Origin of the sequence: Arthrobacter sp. SO3 (assembly GCF_020532825.1) — a bacterium.
In the GTDB taxonomy this organism is placed as follows: domain Bacteria; phylum Actinomycetota; class Actinomycetes; order Actinomycetales; family Micrococcaceae; genus Arthrobacter.
Genome location: NZ_MQTS01000168.1, coordinates 14241 through 30403, shown reverse-complemented (window position 1 = coordinate 30403; position 16163 = coordinate 14241). Strand labels below are relative to the sequence as shown.

Annotated in this window: 13 protein-coding genes and 1 pseudogene; 5 read left to right on the top strand and 9 right to left on the bottom strand. The window is 68.8% G+C overall.

Annotated elements, in window-relative coordinates; translation table 11 throughout:
- A pseudogene (locus BJQ90_RS22770) lies at positions 1-159 on the top strand (biotin attachment protein); the annotation flags it as partial.
- A 4-nt stretch (positions 160-163) separates the two neighbouring features.
- On the top strand, positions 164-991 hold the full coding sequence (locus BJQ90_RS15870) for an alpha/beta fold hydrolase (protein ID WP_226761193.1): 828 nt from the start codon (positions 164-166) through the stop codon (positions 989-991).
- A gap of 96 nt (positions 992-1087) precedes the next feature.
- On the opposite strand, the gene BJQ90_RS15865 is transcribed toward BJQ90_RS15870, so the two are convergent.
- A complete protein-coding gene (locus BJQ90_RS15865) occupies positions 1088-1603 on the bottom strand; it encodes a hypothetical protein (protein ID WP_226761192.1) in 516 nt (171 codons plus the stop codon).
- On the bottom strand, positions 1600-2961 hold the full coding sequence (locus BJQ90_RS15860; RefSeq protein ID WP_226761191.1) for a hypothetical protein: 1362 nt from the start codon (positions 2959-2961) through the stop codon (positions 1600-1602). Before BJQ90_RS15860 ends, BJQ90_RS15865 begins: the two co-directional genes overlap by 4 nt.
- A 145-nt stretch (positions 2962-3106) precedes the next feature.
- Between BJQ90_RS15860 and BJQ90_RS15855 the strand changes: the two genes are divergently transcribed.
- Positions 3107-3763 (top strand): phosphoribosyltransferase, encoded by a 657-nt coding sequence (locus BJQ90_RS15855; protein WP_226761190.1) that lies wholly within the window; start codon positions 3107-3109, stop codon positions 3761-3763.
- Between the two features lie 136 nt (positions 3764-3899).
- Here the strand turns inward: BJQ90_RS15855 and BJQ90_RS15850 are convergent, their stop codons facing one another.
- The 3 genes from BJQ90_RS15850 to BJQ90_RS15840 form a co-directional block, all read right to left on the bottom strand.
- Positions 3900-5255 (bottom strand): MFS transporter, encoded by a 1356-nt coding sequence (locus BJQ90_RS15850; RefSeq protein WP_226761189.1) that lies wholly within the window; start codon positions 5253-5255, stop codon positions 3900-3902.
- 191 nt (positions 5256-5446) lie between these two features.
- Positions 5447-6901 carry a 4-hydroxyphenylacetate 3-monooxygenase, oxygenase component gene (gene hpaB / locus BJQ90_RS15845; protein ID WP_226761188.1) on the bottom strand — a complete coding sequence of 485 codons (1455 nt, stop codon included), beginning with the start codon at positions 6899-6901 and terminating at the stop codon, positions 5447-5449.
- A 75-nt stretch (positions 6902-6976) separates the two neighbouring features.
- Entirely contained in the window at positions 6977-7513 is a 537-nt protein-coding gene (locus BJQ90_RS15840) for a flavin reductase family protein (protein WP_226761187.1), read from the bottom strand.
- A 172-nt stretch (positions 7514-7685) separates the two neighbouring features.
- Between BJQ90_RS15840 and BJQ90_RS15835 the strand changes: the two genes are divergently transcribed.
- Both BJQ90_RS15835 and hpaE read left to right on the top strand, forming a co-directional pair.
- Positions 7686-8402 (top strand): IclR family transcriptional regulator, encoded by a 717-nt coding sequence (locus BJQ90_RS15835; RefSeq protein WP_226761186.1) that lies wholly within the window; start codon positions 7686-7688, stop codon positions 8400-8402.
- A gap of 199 nt (positions 8403-8601) precedes the next feature.
- On the top strand, positions 8602-10107 hold the full coding sequence (gene hpaE / locus BJQ90_RS15830) for a 5-carboxymethyl-2-hydroxymuconate semialdehyde dehydrogenase (RefSeq protein WP_226761185.1): 1506 nt from the start codon (positions 8602-8604) through the stop codon (positions 10105-10107).
- Between the two features lie 134 nt (positions 10108-10241).
- On the opposite strand, the gene BJQ90_RS15825 is transcribed toward hpaE, so the two are convergent.
- The 4 genes from BJQ90_RS15825 to BJQ90_RS15810 form a co-directional block, all read right to left on the bottom strand.
- On the bottom strand, positions 10242-13322 hold the full coding sequence (locus BJQ90_RS15825) for an AAA family ATPase (RefSeq protein WP_226761184.1): 3081 nt from the start codon (positions 13320-13322) through the stop codon (positions 10242-10244).
- Positions 13319-14506: an exonuclease SbcCD subunit D gene (locus BJQ90_RS15820; protein WP_226761183.1), complete on the bottom strand. Its 1188-nt coding sequence runs from the start codon at positions 14504-14506 to the stop codon at positions 13319-13321. Before BJQ90_RS15820 ends, BJQ90_RS15825 begins: the two co-directional genes overlap by 4 nt.
- 153 nt (positions 14507-14659) lie before the next feature.
- Positions 14660-15604: an MIP/aquaporin family protein gene (locus BJQ90_RS15815; protein WP_226761182.1), complete on the bottom strand. Its 945-nt coding sequence runs from the start codon at positions 15602-15604 to the stop codon at positions 14660-14662.
- Positions 15605-15713: 109 nt separating this feature from the next.
- A complete protein-coding gene (locus tag BJQ90_RS15810) occupies positions 15714-16082 on the bottom strand; it encodes a DUF202 domain-containing protein (protein WP_226761181.1) in 369 nt (122 codons plus the stop codon).
- Positions 16083-16163: the final 81 nt, after the last annotated feature.

Below are 16163 nucleotides of genomic sequence, written 5' to 3'. Positions count from 1 at the left end.
GTGCGTATCCACGGCGGGCCCGGTGACAAAATCAATGTCGGCGAGCCCCTGATTGTGTTTGAGGTCCCGGACAACACCGCCGGCATCGTGGGCACGGTCCCGAAGGAAGAGGCACCGAAGCGCCGGGTCCGCCTGAGCGCCGTACTTGATGAGGACTGAGACCATGAGCGGCAGACACACCGGCGAACGGCATTCCCACACCGTCGAGGGCACCGACCCCCAGCTGTTTGTCGGTGTGCATGAACCCGCGTCCGACGCCGGACTGCGCCCGGTGCTGCTGCTGCACGGCTTTTCCTCCTCCTCCAAACTTAACTGGGAGGACACCGGCTGGCTGACCGCGCTGCTGGAGGCCGGCCGCCGCGTCATCACGGTGGACCTGCCCGGCCACGGCCGCAGCGGAGCGCCCGAGGACATGGACTCCTACACCCCCAGCAGGATCCGCGCTGACCTGCTGCAGATCGCGTTCGACGCCGGGGTCCGCCCGCTGCGCGACGGCGAACCGTCCAGCGGGCTGGACCTGATCGGCTACTCGCTCGGTTCCCGGCTTGCCTGGGAGTTCGGCGCCACCCAGCATGAGCTGGTGCACCGGCTGGTCCTGGGCGGCCCGAACGTCGCCGACCCGCTGGCGGATTTTGATCTGGTTGCCGCGCAGCGCTACCTGGCCGACGGCACCCCGATCGCCGACGCGTCCACCGCCTGGCTGCTGAAGATGGCCCAGATGCTGCCCAGCAACAACATCTTCTCGCTGCTGTCCCTGGTGGAGGCCATCAAGAACGAGCCGTTCGATCCCGCCGAGGCGGTGCCGCACATGCCGATGCTGCTGGTCGCCGGTGAGAAGGATGAGCGCGCCGCCTCAATGCCGGAACTGGCCGCCCTGGGTGCCAAGGCCGGAGCCATGGTCGAACAGCTGGTCCTGCCGGGCCGGAACCACACCAACGCGATCACCAGCCGTGCCTTCAAGCAGGGGGCCATCAGCTTCCTCGCCGTCTGACCTCCCGCCCGCCACCCAACTGCAACGCGGGGTCACCTACGGCCCATCCGAACGCCGTGGATGGGCTGTAGGTGACCCCGCGTTGGTTCCGGGCAGCTAGTAGTCAACGCCCGGTTCGGGGGTTCCGGCCATCTGGAAGCAGGCGGACGAGGACAGGACGTTGAGCGCGTTCCGCTGCGGGTTGAACTCGATCGAGTGCCGGTACCCTTCCTCGCTGACGATCACCAGCTCCGGGTCTCCGTTGACGCTGGTCTTGTCCCGGACGGTCCAGCCGTTCCTGGCCGACCATTCCGCCTTGATCTGGGCCAGGAGCGCCGCGCCGTCGGCGTCCCCGCTGAGGACCACATCCATGGTGCCCGGCCAGTAGTAGCCCCCGCCCTCGCACTCGAAGAGGGCCCGTGAGGTTTCGGTCTGCCTCGTCGTCGAGACTGCCGCGGAGGGGACCGCCGCCAGCAGCTCGTCCTGCTGGGCGCGGGTGGACTGTTTGGCAGTGGCAAGATCCATGCTGGGGCTCCGGGGTTCGGTGGCAGGGGCACAGGCTGCCAGTGCGGCGGCCAGGCAGGTGACGGTTGCGGCTGCAGACAGCAGGGTGAGAAGTGCGGAGGCCCTCATTTGCGGCCCCCATAGATTGCGCGCGCGATGTCCTCGCGGGCCTCCCGGTTCCTGGCGTCCTGGGCGCTGGCGATCAGGCTGTGGTTCTCGATCTTGGCCATCGGATCCGTTGTGATCTTCACCGGGCCGAACTCAAAGTTGCGGGCGGGGTCATCGTAGATGTGCTTCCTGAAGGCTGGGTCGCCCAAGGGGTACTTGTCGCCCACCAGCCCCAGCTGCTGGGCGGTGGCAAGGGCGTCAAAGTCATAGGCGAAATGGTGGTAGTCGGTGGCAGGATCGGCTTTCCAGCCCTCCGGCATCCAGGCGCCGGACAGGGAGATCTGGCTGTCATAGTGTGTCCCGAACATCTCAGACGACGCTACCGCAGCTTCGCCCCAACTGTGCGATACCGTCACCGTTTGGGCCGCGGGCGGGTTCTGCGCCGCGAGGCCCTCTTCGAAGGCCGCAAGCCTCAGGCCTGCCTGCTCCCCAAAGGGCTTGTCGGCCGACTGCACAAACGTCTGGTCCTGGGGGAACTCGCTGTTCTTGTAGACAAAGGCCGCCGTGCTCCCGGCCGGATCCGATTGCTGAAGGTAGGCTGCCATTTTTTGGGCGCCGCCGGCGTAAAAGTCCCCGGCCTTCGCAAACGTGCCCGGGACATACGTCAGGACAGTCGTGGTGCTCCCGTCATAGCGGCCGAGCAGCTCGATGAGATTTCCCTTGTCGGGGTCGTAGGCGACGAGACTGATCTGGCCGGCCAGCACTTTCCGGAGGTAGCGCGCCTCCTCGCTGGTGCTGGGCCCGTTGGCGTCTAGCACTGCCAGTTGCCCGGCGGCAGCCACCTTGTTGGCCTCAATCCTGGCGGCGACGGGGAGCCCGTCCAGGTTGCCGGCTGTGAAGGGGTGGAGCCGGGAAAACTCAGCCTGCCGTTCCGCGCCAAGGCCCGACCACAGGTCGTGGACCTGCTGCGGAGACATCGCCCCCAGCTCGGCAGGGGTGGGCAGGACGCCCGGCGGGGCCGCCGGCAATGCCGTGGCTACCGGCATGGCGGCTGAGCCACCGCCCGCGCTGCTGGCGTGCTCCTGCTGGTCCGCGTTGGCAGTGAGCTCCCGCCGCATCGTCTCCAGCAGATGGACGGCCTGAGTCAAGGAACGGGAATGGGCTGTTTCCCAGTCGGATCTGAAGCTTCCGGCATCGTTGCCCTGCCAGTGGCGGGACGCCGCAAGGTCTGCCGCCAGGCGGCGGCGCAGGCCGTTGAGTGCCGAGGCGCTGCTTCCGGCCTGCGAGGCGAGCGTGCGCAGCTGCACCACGTCCGCGCCAGATAAGGTTCCGGCCATTGATTCCCCCAGGTAGTTCGGCCCCACACACGGTGCCGCCATCCACCGGACATACTACAGGCGTTTTTCCATTCGTTGGATGGATAGAACTGCCCGCCGACGGAATCCGGGCACTTCCCTCGCGCCGCTCCCCCGCCGGACGTAGGCTGGCCGCAGCAGAGTGGGCGGGAACCGGAGGAGGATCGCCATGGGCATGCGTTACACCGACCGCGAGGAGGCAGGCAGGCTCCTCGCCTCCGCCCTCCGCCAGTTCCGCGGACGGCCGGACACCGTGGTGCTGGGCCTCGCGCGCGGCGGGGTCCCCGTGGCCGCCGCGGCCGCCGCGGCGCTGCAGCTGCCGTGGGACGTGCTTCCGGTCCGCAAGCTGGGGACTCCCGGCCACGAAGAAACTGCGTTCGGCGCCTTGGCCTCGGCCGGCGGAGGGGTGGTGCGGATGCTGAACCGGGCTCTCGCGGACCGGCTCCTGGACGTCGGCGTCCGCCAGTCCGCGCTGGACGAGGTCGAAAGCACCGCAAGAGCCGAACTCGAGCATCGCGCCGGGACCTATCCGGGGCCGCGGCTGCCGCTGAAGGGCCGAACCGTAATCGTCGTCGATGACGGGCTGGCGACCGGAGCGACGATGCTGGCCGCCGTCGGGGCGGTGCGGGCGGCCGGTGCCGCGACCGTCGTCGTCGCGGTTCCGGTTGCGTCGCTGGAGGCACTGACGTCACTGCAGCAGCCCGCCGACGCCGTCTTCAGCCTGTTCATCCCCGGCGGGTTCCGCGCCGTCGGCAGCTACTACCGCGACTTCCGGCAGGTGCGGGACGACGACGTCGTCCGGCTGCTGGGTGCCCGGCCCGCCTGAACAGCAACGCGGGGTCACTTAGCGCCCATCCGGAGGCTCCGGATGGGCGCTAAGTGACCCCGCGTTGGTTAACGCGTTGGTTAAAAGGCGAGGGGCACGGACCTTGCGGCCCGTGCCCCTGCTGTCTGGCTGCTTTCTAGTGCTTTGCCGTTTCGGCCGGCGTGTGGTGCACGACGCCGAGCGGGCGGCCCTTGGTTTCTCCGGCGAGGAGGACACCGACGGCGGAGATGACACAGAGGATCATGATGTAGATACCGATGGAACCGGTCCACCCGGTGCCCTGCAGCAGGGCCTCCGCGATGGTGGCAGCGAACGCACCGCCGAGGATGGCGCCGAAGGCGTAGCCGATCGAGATGCCCGAGTAGCGCACGTTCGCCGGGAACATCTCGGCGTACATCGCGGACATCGGGCCGTAGGACAGGCCCAGGCCGATGGTCAGGACGAACAGTGCGACGCCGTAGAGCACGATGTTCTTGGTGTCGATCAAAGCGAACATCGGGATCATCCAGGCGAAGACAATGCCGTAGCCGATCAGGAAGGTCTTGACGCGGCCGATCTTGTCCGAGAGCCATCCGCCGATCAGGGTGAAGATCAGCCAGCCGAAGGAAGCCAGCGTGGTGGCCAGCAGGATCTGCGCGACGGGCATCTTCAGGGACTTGGTGGCGTAGGAGATGAAGAACGCGATCAGGAGGTAGCCGGCAGCGTTGTTGCCGATGAAGATCATCGTCGAGTAGAGGACGGCCTTCTTGTGCTTCCGGATGAGCTCGCCCAGGGGCGCTTTGCTCTCCTCCTTGCGCTCGGACAGTTCCTTGAAGACCGGGCTCTCGGCAACGGCGCGGCGGATCAGGTAGCCGACGACGATCAGCACGATCGAGAGCAGGAACGGCACACGCCAGCCCCAGGACGCGAAGTCCTCCTTGGACATGGACGTGTTGAGGAAGTAGAGCAGGCCGGTGGCGAGGATCATGCCCACCGGAACACCGATCTGCGGGTACGCGCCGAACAGGCCGCGCTTGCTCATGGGAGCGTGCTCGACGGCCATCAGGGCGGCGCCGCCCCATTCACCGCCGGCGGAGAAGCCCTGGATGACGCGGAGCAGGATCAGCAGGACGGGAGCCCAGAAGCCGATCTGGGCGTAGGTCGGCAGCATGCCGATCAGCGCCGTGGCGGCACCCATCATGATGAGGGTGAAGACCAGCATTGCCTTGCGGCCGAGGCGGTCACCCAGGTGGCCGGCGACGACGGCGCCAAGCGGGCGGAACAGGAAGCTGATGCCGATGAGGGCAAAGGACAGGATCTGCGCCAGGCCCGGGTTCGAGGCGTTCAGCGGCGCCAGGAACAGCGGTGACAGCAGCGTCGCTGTCAGCTGCGCGAAGATGAAGAAGTCGTACCACTCGATGGTGGTCCCGACCAGGGTGCCCGCGAGGACTTTGCGTTCCTCATGCTTGCTGCTGGGGCCCGCCTCAGAATCGACACTTGAAGTTGCGGTCATTGAAACTCCGTTGCTGGGGGCAGGGGTCCTGCCCGGGGTGGGTGCGGTGCGGATAACTGAATGCCTCATGAATTACTGATCGAACGGTCAGTTAGTATTCAGATCATACTATGAAATGTGTGACAGGACACACATTTTTGGAAAAAAGCTTCACTGCCGCCAAAAGATGACGGCGGAGCCGCCCGCGGCGCTCAGTCGGCGCGGTGCAAGAATTCCCGGACCCGGGCGCGGACGGGCGCGCGGTCGTAGCCGTTGACCATGGCCGCGGCCATCCTCACCGGATCGCCAAAGAAGAAGTACTCGTACAGCGACTGCCGGCCGGAGAACCCGGAGACCGATGCGTCGAAGGCCAGCTTGAACAGCCGGACGCGCTCGGGGCCGGTGAGCGACTTGCCCTGCAGATACATCTCGATGTCCGCCCGGGCATCGCTGTTGACGTCGGCTTCGCCGGGAAGGGCCATCAGCCCGGAGGCGCAAAACTTCCGGATGATCTGCGGGAAGCGCTGGGCGACCTTCGGGTACCAGTTGCGGGCGGCGTTCAGCGTGGACCACTTCGGCAGCATCACGCCGGCCTCGTTGAGCGCCGCATCGACCTCGGAGGCCCGGACCAGCGCCTTGCCGATTTCGACGTCGACGATCAGTTCGGCGAGGTCCTCCTGGATGTGCTGGAAACCGTCGATGCCGATCGAGTCGGCGAGTTCGGAGGCCAGGCCCAGGAAGAACTCGCTTTTGGCGATGGTCCTGGTGACCACCTGGTGCGTCATAAGGGCGCCCGCGCCGGTTTCGGAGTAGAAGCCGTTGCACAGCTGCGGGTTGCCGAGCATGAAGATGCGCTCGTTGGGGACGAAGACATTGTCGAAGATCGCGACGGCGTCCATTTCCTCGTAGCGCGACGCGAGCGGCTCGTCGTGGGTGCTGCCGCCGTTATAGAGCGAGGTGCGGCACAGGTAGCGCAGGCCCGGCGTGTCGTTGGGGATGGCGAAGGCGTAGGAGTACGGGGCGTCCTCCGGCGTGCCGCGGAGCACGGTGGAGGGGAAAACGAGGAGCTCGTCCGCGATCGGGGCGATGGTGGCCAGCATGCGGGCGCCACTGATGACGATGCCGTCCTCCCGCTCCTCGACAATCCGGGCCGACAGCTGTCCGCCGAGCTGTTCGGAGCCGGAGACGGAGCGGTTGACCTGCGGCGGGATCAGGGTGTGCGTGGCAAGGACATCGTTTTCACGGGCCCACTCGTAGTAGTTGCGGATGTTTTCGCCGAACTTGGGGTCAGCCTGGGAAAACCACTTCCCGGCCGTGCTGAGGGCGGTGAGCGAGGAGTTCATGTAGTCCCCGGAGCGGCCCAGGAAACCGTGGGAGGACTCGGCCCAGGTGGAAATGGCACGGCGGCGGCGCTCGAGGTCCGCGACCGTCTTCGGCACCAGGAAGGAGGCGTTCACCAGGTCTCCCGTGGTGGGCGAGGTGTACGTCAGTGCGTCCTGGTACCTGGAGTCGTGCTGCATGTCGAAGAGCTTGGCGTAGGAACGTGCCACGTTCCGGAAGGCGGGGTGCTCGGCGATCTTCTCGCTGACAACCTCCCCGTCGATGACCACATGTGGTGACATTGCGTTGAGTCTGTCCAGGTACTGCTGGCCGGTGCGGATTCCCATTGCTGCTTCTCCAGTCGTCGGTGTGCTGGGTCGTACGGGGCTGAGTTAATGTGCGGCTGAGCCGTCAGGGTGAGTTCAGAGCAGCTCCTCCATACCCAGCAGGCTTTCCGGGATGGTGGTGAAGGTGCCGTTCGCGAAGGCCAGCGCATCGCCGTTGCGGTAGTTGAAGTCCACTACCTGGCCGATATACAGCGTGTGGTCGCCGCCGTCGTACGCCGCCCAGGGCTTGCACTCAAAGTAGGCAAGCACATGGGAGAGCCGCGGAGCCGTTCCGCCCTCGACCCACAGTGGCTCGGGTCCGGGACGGCCGGCGAAGTGCGTCGCGAGCTGCCGTTGCTCCGCGCCAAGGATGTTGACCGTGAAGGGCCGGCCGGCGAGCTCGTCGTGCGCCTTCGCGGTGCGGGCGATGCTGACCAGCACCAGGGGCGGGTCCATGGATACGGAGGTGAAGGAATTGACCGTGATGCCGTGGCGCTTCTTGGCGCCGTCGAAAGTCACGATCGCGACTCCCGTGGCGAACCGGCCCAGGCTCCCGCGGAAGTACTGGGCCCGGGGCAAGGACGTGCGGCCCGGAACCACCGGAACAGGCCCGGTGCGGGGCTTGGCAATCATCGTTGATCCCTTGCGTCTGGTGATGGATGTTTAGTGGGGGTGCGTCCCGTCACAGTTTGTTCTATAATCGAACACATCGTTCCCATATAGAACGCTAGCGCACTGTGAGGCAGAGCACAAGGGCCGCCCGGTGCATCCCGGATCCACGACCGCCCGCACCTAGGATGGACCAATGACCCCGACCGCCGGCAGCGCCCAGGCCTCCCCGTCCCAGACGTTGTCGCGCGGCATCCGCGCGCTGGAAATCCTTGCCGATGCCCAGCACCCGCTGACCATCGCCGAACTGGCCGATGCGATGGGGGTGCACCGCTCCGTGGCGTACCGTATCCTCCGCACCCTGGAAGACCACTCGCTGCTGGTGCGCGACGACGGCGGCCGGGTCCAGCCCGGCCCCGGCCTTGCCGTCCTGGCCCGGGGAGTTTCGCGGAACCTGCAGGCGGCGGCCCTGCCGGAGCTCACCCAGCTCGCCAATGCGTTGACGATGAGCGCTTTTGTTGCCGTCTGGGACCACGAGGAATGCGTCACGCTCGTCACCGTGGATCCGCGGCACACCGGCGCCGCCGTGGTCCAGCATCCCGGCTCGCGGCACCCGATCAGCGCCGGCGCCCCCGGCATTGCGATCCAGTCGGCCTTCTCGGAACAGGACTGGGCCGATAAGGCACCCGGTATCCCCTACCGGGCCGAAGCGGCCGAGGCGCGACGCCGGGGCTACGCCGCCAGCCATGACGAGGTCATCTCCGGCGTCTCCTCGCTGGCCGTCCCGATCCGGGTTCCGGGCGGCCGGCCGGCGGCTCTCGCCGTCGTGTATGTCCGCGCCGCCCAGGATCCCTCGGAGGTCGCCGCGGCCCTGGCGGCTAGCGCCCGGCGTATCGAAAGCCAGCTGGTCTGAGGTCTCGGGGCGCCTCCCCCGCCGGGCTCCCCCGGATCCCACGGATCCCACGGCTTCACCGGTCAATGCTTGACAAGCGGCCGCGTCTCGGGCAGTTTGTATCGTATACGATTTCACGCTCAATGAGGAGATGTGATGGCGCAGCTTCGCAGCATGGCCCGGCCGGACAGGCTCCCCGCAGAGGCAAAGGATGATTCCCATGGCTGAGCACTACGTCCCGGACGACCTCCCCACCCGCATCCGCCACTACATCGACGGCGAATTCGTCGATTCCGTCAGCGGCAGGACCTTCGACGTGCTGGACCCGGTGTCCAACGAAACGTACGCCACCGCCGCCGCCGGCCAGAAGGAAGACATCGACCTCGCCGTCGCCGCCGCCCGCAAGGCCTTCACTGCCGGGCCGTGGCCGAAGATGAAGCCGCGGGAACGCGCCCGCATCCTGAATAAGATCGCCGACGCCGTCGAGGCCCAGGAGACCCGCCTGGCGCAACTGGAGACCTTCGACACCGGGCTGCCGATCACCCAGGCCAGGGGCCAGGCACTGCGCGCGGCAGAGAACTTCCGCTTCTTCGCGGACCTGGTCGTGGCACAGTTCGACGACGCCATGAAGGTCCCCGGAGCCCAGATCAACTACGTGAACCGCAAGCCGATCGGCGTCGCCGGCCTCATCACGCCGTGGAACACCCCGTTCATGCTCGAGTCCTGGAAGCTGGCCCCGGCGCTGGCCACCGGCAACACGGTCGTGCTGAAGCCCGCGGAGTTCACGCCACTCTCCGCCTCGCTCTGGGCCCGGATCTTCCAGGACGCCGGCCTGCCCGACGGCGTCTTCAACCTGGTCAACGGCCTGGGCGAGGAAGCCGGCGACGCGCTCGTGAAGCACCCGGACGTTCCGCTGATCTCCTTCACCGGCGAGACCACCACCGGGCAGACGATTTTCCGCAACGCGGCGGAGAACCTCAAGGGCCTGTCCATGGAGCTCGGCGGCAAGAGCCCGGCGATCATCTTCGCCGACGCCGACCTCGACGCCGCGATCGACTCCACCCTGTTCGGGGTCTTCTCGCTCAATGGCGAACGCTGCACCGCGGGTTCCCGCATCCTCGTCCACCAGGACATCTACGAGGAGTTCTGCGAGAAATACGCGGCCCGGGCCAAAAACATCGTGGTCGGTGACCCGCACGACCCCAGGACCGAGGTCGGCGCCCTGGTCCACCCGGAGCACTACGCCAAGGTGGCCTCCTACGTCGAGATCGGCAAGACCGAGGGCCGGCTGCTGGCCGGTGGCGGCCGCCCGGACCACCTCCCCGAGGGCAACTACATTGCGCCGACGGTGTTCGCCGACGTCGCCGCGGACGCGCGGATCTTCCAGGAGGAGATCTTTGGCCCGGTCGTCGCGATCACCCCGTTCGCGGACGACGCCGAGGCGCTGGCTTTGGCGAACAACTCGAAGTACGGGCTGGCCGGCTACGTCTGGACCAACGACCTGACCCGGGCGCACAACTTCTCGCAGAACCTGGACGCCGGCATGGTCTGGCTCAACAGCCACAACGTCCGGGACCTCCGTACCCCGTTCGGCGGGGTCAAAGCCTCCGGGCTCGGCCACGAGGGCGGCTACCGCTCGATCGACTTCTACACCGACCAGCAAGCTGTCCACATCACCCTCGGCACCGTCCACACCCCCAGGTTCGGCGCCGCGGCGGCGCAGTAGCGGGCCGGCGGCCCGCCCGCTGCGCTGTCACCTGTCAGGCACCCGATGCGCCATCACTTAACGTCCTAATGAGGCCCTGCAGGCAACCAGGACTGATAGCGTAACCGCGGGTCACCGTCGGGTCCGGCCGTGGGTCAGCTCTCGGGGTCGTCGGAAATGTGCAGGGTGGAACCGTCGCGCGTCTTGACCACCTGCAGCTGGGTCCCGATGCGCTGTTTCATTTCCGCTACATGGCTCACCAGCCCGACCACCCGTCCGCCGTCCCGGAGTCCCTCGAGGGCGTCCATCACCTGTTCCAGGGCCTGTTCGTCGAGGCTGCCGAAGCCCTCGTCCACGAACAGCGTTTCGATGTCGACACCGCCGGATTCCTGCTGCACCACGTCCGCGAGTCCGAGAGCCAGGGCGAGCGAGGCCATGAAGGACTCGCCGCCGGACAGTGTTGCGGTGTCGCGCCGCTGGCCGGTCCACTGGTCCACCACTTCCAGGCCGAGGCCCGATTTCGCGCCGCGCGCCGCCTTGGCGTCCGTGTGCTGCAGGGTGTAGCGGCCGTCGCTCATGCCGACCAGCCGTTCCGAGGCCGCCAGGGCCACCTGCTCGAGCCTCGCGGCCAGAACGTAGCTGTTCAGGCTCATGCGGTAGTTGTTGTCGCCTGCGCCGCGGGCCGCGTCGGCGACCGCGGTCAGCAGTTGCGCCCGTTCGCGTGGTTCCCGGCCGGTGGCGGCGAGTTGGGCATAGCTGGCGGCGATCGTGCCGAGGGTCCGCACCGACTTCTCCGCGAGGCCTGCCGCGAGTTCCGCGTCCCGGGCCGCGCGTTCGGCTGCGGCCGCGTCAGCGCGGAGCAGTTCCACGAACTCCTCGCCGAGGGGGCCCTCCGTTTCCAGCTCGTGCGCCGCCAGCACGAGTTCCTCGCCGGCAAAGAGCTCCCCGATCCGGGCCGCTTCGTCCTGTCCGGCCCGGACGGCGGCCTCCAGTGCCGCCGCGTCCGCGGCCGGGAGCAGCACGGCCCGGGCGGCGTCCGCGGACTCGAAGCCGGTGCCCGGAAGCGCCAGCTCGAGTTGCTGCCGGGCTTCACCTGACCGGGTAGCGGCCTGTTCCAGCCCGGTCCGCGCCGCATCTGCGCGTTCCAGCACAGCGATTGTGCCGTCCAGCGCTGTGATCCGGTCGGCCAGGGCCGGGTGGCCGGCCCGGAGTTTGTCGAGGGCCAGTTCGAGGGTATCGGCCTGCTCCCGGACCTCCGTGAGGGTGGATGCGGTCTGGGCGATGCTGGCCGCCCGGGCCGACCGGGCCAGCTCGGCGGCGGCGATCTGCTCTTCCAGTTCGGTGTGCCGTGCCCGGCTGACGGTGAGGTCCGCTGCTGCCTGGCGGGCTTCGGCGGCGCGTTCCCTGGCCAGAATGGCGTCCTGGCTGGCGTCCTCGGGTGCGGTATTTCCGCCCTGGGCCGCCAGGACGGCTAGGTCCTGCTGGGCATCGGAGAGTTCGCGTTCGAGCGCCGCGAGGGCGGTCTCCGCCGTCTCGCAGGCGTGCTGCGCGGCTTGTTCGGCCTCGGCTACCGTCAGCGCGGAAGCGGCGGCCGGCGCGGGGACGGGGTGCTCGGGGCTGCCGCAAACCGGGCACGGGACGCCGGCCAGCAGCTGGGAAGCGAGTTCGGCCGCGGCATTGGCCAGCCGTTCCTCGCGCAGATCGAGCCAGCGCTGCCGCCGGTCCTGGTACTCTTCGCGGGCCCGGCCATGGCTTTCGGCAACGGCTCCGCAGGCCATCCCGGCCGCGGCGTAGCGCCGGACGAGGACAAGAAGTTCCTCCGCGGCGGCTGCTTCCTTCGTCCGCAGCTGCCCTTCGGCGGCGAGTTCTTCCAGCGGCCGCAGCCCGGCAAGGAGGGCAACTGATTCATTGCGCAGGGCAAGCAGGGCAGCTGCCCCGGAAGCCTGTCCGTCTTCCAACTGCGCCAGGACCTGGCGCAGCTGCGCAGTCCGGCTCCGGAGGCCGGCGAGCCTGGCTTCGTCGGGGAGCCGTTCCTCCAGCACCGCGCGCAGGGAGCGCAGCCCCCCGAGCGCGGACCGCACGGCTCCACCGTCGAAAGTAGAGCCGTCGATCGTGCAGCCATCGAGGGTGGAGGCGTCTGCCGTCCCGGTCCGGAGCGTGGCGAGTTCGGGGTCGGTGCGGGCCGCGGCGCGCAGGTCATCGGCGGCGGCGGCCATGGCGGCTGCGGCCAGGTCCTCCGCGGTCCCGGCGCTGTCCACCGCCTGCAGTTGCCCGCCAAGGACTTCGGCCCGGCGGTGCAGCCCCAACTGCCGGCTCTTGACGGCGGCTTCGGGAGCGGCCGCCTCCGCCTCGGAGCGCCGGCGTTCGGCCGCGGCCAGCCTTGCCTGGCGCGCAGCACGCGCCGTCGCGGCGTCCTTGGCCGACAGGCGGTGGGCGCGCAGCCCCTCGGCCTGCAGCGCGGCTGCGCGGGTCTGTTCCGCGGCCTTGGCGGCACTGGCCCCGAGCCAGGTCAGGAAGGAGTCCGGGTCGGTCCGGTCCGGTGCCTCCGCCGTGTCGAGATCCAAAGCACCTGTCTCGGCTTCGGCCTGAGCGAGCAGGAGCTCGAGCCGGCCGTTGAGGCTGGCGACCTCGGCCCGGGCGGCCTGCGCCTTCCGGCCGAGCTCCTGTTCCACGGCCTCGAAACGCTGGGTGCCGAAGAGGCTCTGCAGCAGCTCGAGACGGTCGGTGGCCTTGGACCGCAGGAACGCAGCGAAGTCGCCCTGCGGCAGCATCACAACGCGGGTGAACTGGTCCCGGTTCATGCCCAGGACCTCGGCGATCTCGGCGCCGGCCTCGTCGTTGCGGCCGGACTTCTCGGTCCATTCGCCGTCGACACGTTCGCGCAGGACGGTATTGGCCTGCTGGAGGGTGAAGCCCTTCTTGCCCCGGGCACTGGGCTTGTCCCAGGCGGGCGAGCGGGACACTTCGAAGCGCCGGCCCCGGGCGGAGAACTCGCAGGTGACCCGGGGCTCCGCGGCGGCCCCGGCGTGGTCGCTGCGCAGCCGCTTTCCGTCCTGCCGTGCCCCGGGGACGGAACCGTAAAGCGCGAAGCAGATGGCGTCCAGGACACTGGTCTTGCCGGCGCCGGTGGGACCATTCAGCAGGAACAGCCCGTGAGCGCTGAGGCGGTCGAAATCGATGTGTTCGGTGGCCGCGAAGGGTCCGAAGGCGGAGATCTCGAGACGGTGGATCCTCACAGGGAAATTCCTTCCAGGCGCACGGATTCCAGGGCTTCGGCCAGGGCGGCTGCCTCGCGGTCGTCGGCTTCCCGGCCACGGACGTGCTCCAGGAATCCGCAGCAGATCGAGAGGTCATCAACCGCCCCGGCGAGTTTGCTGCTGTAGCTGGTCTTGGCGGTAGTGCCGGCACCTTCCGGATCGAAACCGAGCACGAGGGTGTCCGGGAACCGTGAGCGCAGCCGTTCCATGGCCTGGGCCGGGCGCTGCGCGTCGGTCAGGGTGATCTGGCAGTAGGCGGCTTCCGCCCACGCGAAGTCCCCGGCGGAGAGCAGGTCCTCCAGTTTGCCGCGCAACACAGCCAGCGCCCGGGGGGCCTCCCACAGCACCTCGCGGACCTCGCCGATGCCGCCCGCGTCCACGTCCAGGAGCCAGCTGCCCTTCCTGTGCTGCGCTTCGGAGAAGGAGTAGGCGAGCGGCGAACCGGAGTAGCGGACGGACGGCGAGAGTTCCTGCCGGCCGTGCAGGTGGCCGAGCGCCGTGTAGCCGAAGCCGTCGAAGAGGTCCAGCGGGACAGCGCCGACGCCGCCGATGCTGAGGTCCCGCTCGCTGTCGGAGCTGATCCCGCCGCTGGCGAAGGTATGGGCCAGCACCACGGAATGGACCGTCCGGGTCCCGGAGCGGGCCGCAAGATCGGCGCGGATCCGTGCGGTGGCCGCCCGGGTCACCTCGAAATGGCTGGCCGTGTCGACGCCGAGCTGTGCGGCCACGAGCCGCGGCTCCAGCCAGGGAATGCCGTAAATGGCCAGCACGGGTCCCGTCCCGCCGTCGGCGTCCGTCCCGCCGTCGAGCGGGAACAGTACGGGCTGGTCCAGCTCGGCGAGCCGGGTGCGCAGGTGCACTCCCCCGCGCTCCAGCAGGCGGGAGGCGAATCCGAGCCGAATGGCCGAGTCGTGGTTGCCGCTGGTCAGCACCACCTTGGCGCCGGCCCCGGTCAGGCCCACGAGGGCGTCGTCGAGCAGCCGGACGACGTCGACCCCCGGCAGGGCGCGGTCGTAGACGTCGCCAGCAATCAGGACGACGTCGACCGCCTCGTCCCGTACGAAGGTGACAAGCTGGTCGATGAACGCGCGCTGGGCGTCAAGCATCCCGACGCCGTGGAACGACCGGCCCAAATGCCAGTCCGAGGTGTGCAATAACCGCATGCTCCTACGGTATCGGCTGGCACCGACAGGATTGCGCCACCGCTCCGGAACAGCAACACGGGGTCACTTACGGCCGGTGCCGGGGCGTGGGACGGGCCGGAAGTGACCCCGCGTTGGTATCTCCGGGATTCGGGGGAGGGGTCCGGGTGCGGACTATTCCCCGCGCCCGGGGTGTGACCCGCGCCCTGCGCTTGCTCCGGGCTCGCCGTCGAAGAAGTCGCGGGCTTCGTCGCTGCCGGTGCCCGCCGGGCCGGAGACGCGTGCGTCCCGGTCGTCCGGTTCGTCGTCGTCCCCGGTCTCCGGCGCCGTGTCCGGCACGGACACGGCGGCCGGCGTCGTCCGCGCGAAACCGCGGTAGACCAGTCCCGCGAGGGCCGCGCCCACGAGCGGGGCAACCCAGAAGAGCCACAGCTGCCCGAGCACGTCGGGGCTGCTGAAGAGAGCCGACGCCGTGGCGCGCGCCGGATTGAAGGGCGTGTTGCCGGGCGCCTGGCCGAACTGCAGCAGCACCGCCGTCGTGAGGCCGACGGCGAAGGGCGCCGCCAGCCGGGACGGGTTCCGGGCGGACGTGGTGCCCAGGTAGACGGCGACCAGCAGGGCGGCGCCAAGCACCTCAATGAGCAGCACACCGGCCATCGGGGCCTGGATGACGGAATGCTCGCCGAAACCCGCGGCCACCGTGTCGAAGGCGGTCCTGGTGTCAGTGATGTTGGGCACGGTGCGCAGGAGACCGAAGAGCGTCACTGCGCCGAGCAGTGCGCCCACCAGCTGCGCGCCGACGTAGGCCGCCGCATCAGCAAGCCGGATGCGGCCCGCAATGGCGTTTCCAGCCGTTACCACGGGGTTGAAGTGGCCGCCGGAGAGGTAACCGAACGCCAGCATGGCCGCGGTGAGCGCCAGCCCCGCGGCGAGGGAAGCGGGGAGCGGGCTCGACTGCGGAATGGTAAACAGCGGGACGCCCAGGCCGGCGATCACCACGAAGAACGTCCCCAGCGCCTCGGCGGACAACCGGCCCAGCAGGCCGGGACGCGCCGGATCGTCGGGGGTGGAGGCGGGCTCAGGGACGGCCGGCTCGGGGGCTGACACACGCGTGGTCATGTTCGGTATTCCTTTGCTTGGGGGTCAGCGTGCAGTCTGCCAGCGGAGTCTGGACGTTCGCTGGGCTCAGCGTCCCAGCGCCATCGCGGAGTCTGGACGTTCGCTGGGCTCAGCGTCCCAGCGCCATCGCGGCGACGGCGCTGGTCCCCAGGACGATGACCCCGGCGGCGGCCCAGCGCATAAGGGCGGCCGGGGCTTCATAGGAGGAATCGCGGAGCTGGTGCACCCGGGCCAGGACGCAGAGGCAGAGCATCCCGGTCGCGACCATCGCCGCCAATGCACAGACCCCCAGGTAGTCGGTGGTCCCGGCTCCTGCCCACCCGGCGGAGCCGCGCACGCGTGTGGACTGCGATCCTGCGACCGCCCAGCTGCGCCAAATCAGCAGGTCCGCCGCGAAAAGAGCCAGCAGGGTCCGGCCCCAGGACAGCGATGTCCGTTCCGGCTGCAGCCCGGAGTCCCGGACGGCGGCGGCGCTCACCGCGCGACCAGGAGCAGCACGGCCAGGATAAACGCCGCGGCCGTCACCCCGATGGTCATCACCAGCATCACCCGGAAAACG

Coding starts and splice junctions, on each gene's coding strand:
- BJQ90_RS15870 (WP_226761193.1), top strand. CDS start 164: ATGAGCGGCAGACACACCGGCGAACGGCATTCCCACACCGTCGAGGGC.
- BJQ90_RS15865 (WP_226761192.1), bottom strand. CDS start 1,603: ATGAGGGCCTCCGCACTTCTCACCCTGCTGTCTGCAGCCGCAACCGTC.
- BJQ90_RS15860 (WP_226761191.1), bottom strand. CDS start 2,961: ATGGCGGCACCGTGTGTGGGGCCGAACTACCTGGGGGAATCAATGGCC.
- BJQ90_RS15855 (WP_226761190.1), top strand. CDS start 3,107: ATGGGCATGCGTTACACCGACCGCGAGGAGGCAGGCAGGCTCCTCGCC.
- BJQ90_RS15850 (WP_226761189.1), bottom strand. CDS start 5,255: ATGACCGCAACTTCAAGTGTCGATTCTGAGGCGGGCCCCAGCAGCAAG.
- hpaB (WP_226761188.1), bottom strand. CDS start 6,901: ATGGGAATCCGCACCGGCCAGCAGTACCTGGACAGACTCAACGCAATG.
- BJQ90_RS15840 (WP_226761187.1), bottom strand. CDS start 7,513: ATGATTGCCAAGCCCCGCACCGGGCCTGTTCCGGTGGTTCCGGGCCGC.
- BJQ90_RS15835 (WP_226761186.1), top strand. CDS start 7,686: ATGACCCCGACCGCCGGCAGCGCCCAGGCCTCCCCGTCCCAGACGTTG.
- hpaE (WP_226761185.1), top strand. CDS start 8,602: ATGGCTGAGCACTACGTCCCGGACGACCTCCCCACCCGCATCCGCCAC.
- BJQ90_RS15820 (WP_226761183.1), bottom strand. CDS start 14,506: ATGCGGTTATTGCACACCTCGGACTGGCATTTGGGCCGGTCGTTCCAC.
- BJQ90_RS15815 (WP_226761182.1), bottom strand. CDS start 15,604: ATGACCACGCGTGTGTCAGCCCCCGAGCCGGCCGTCCCTGAGCCCGCC.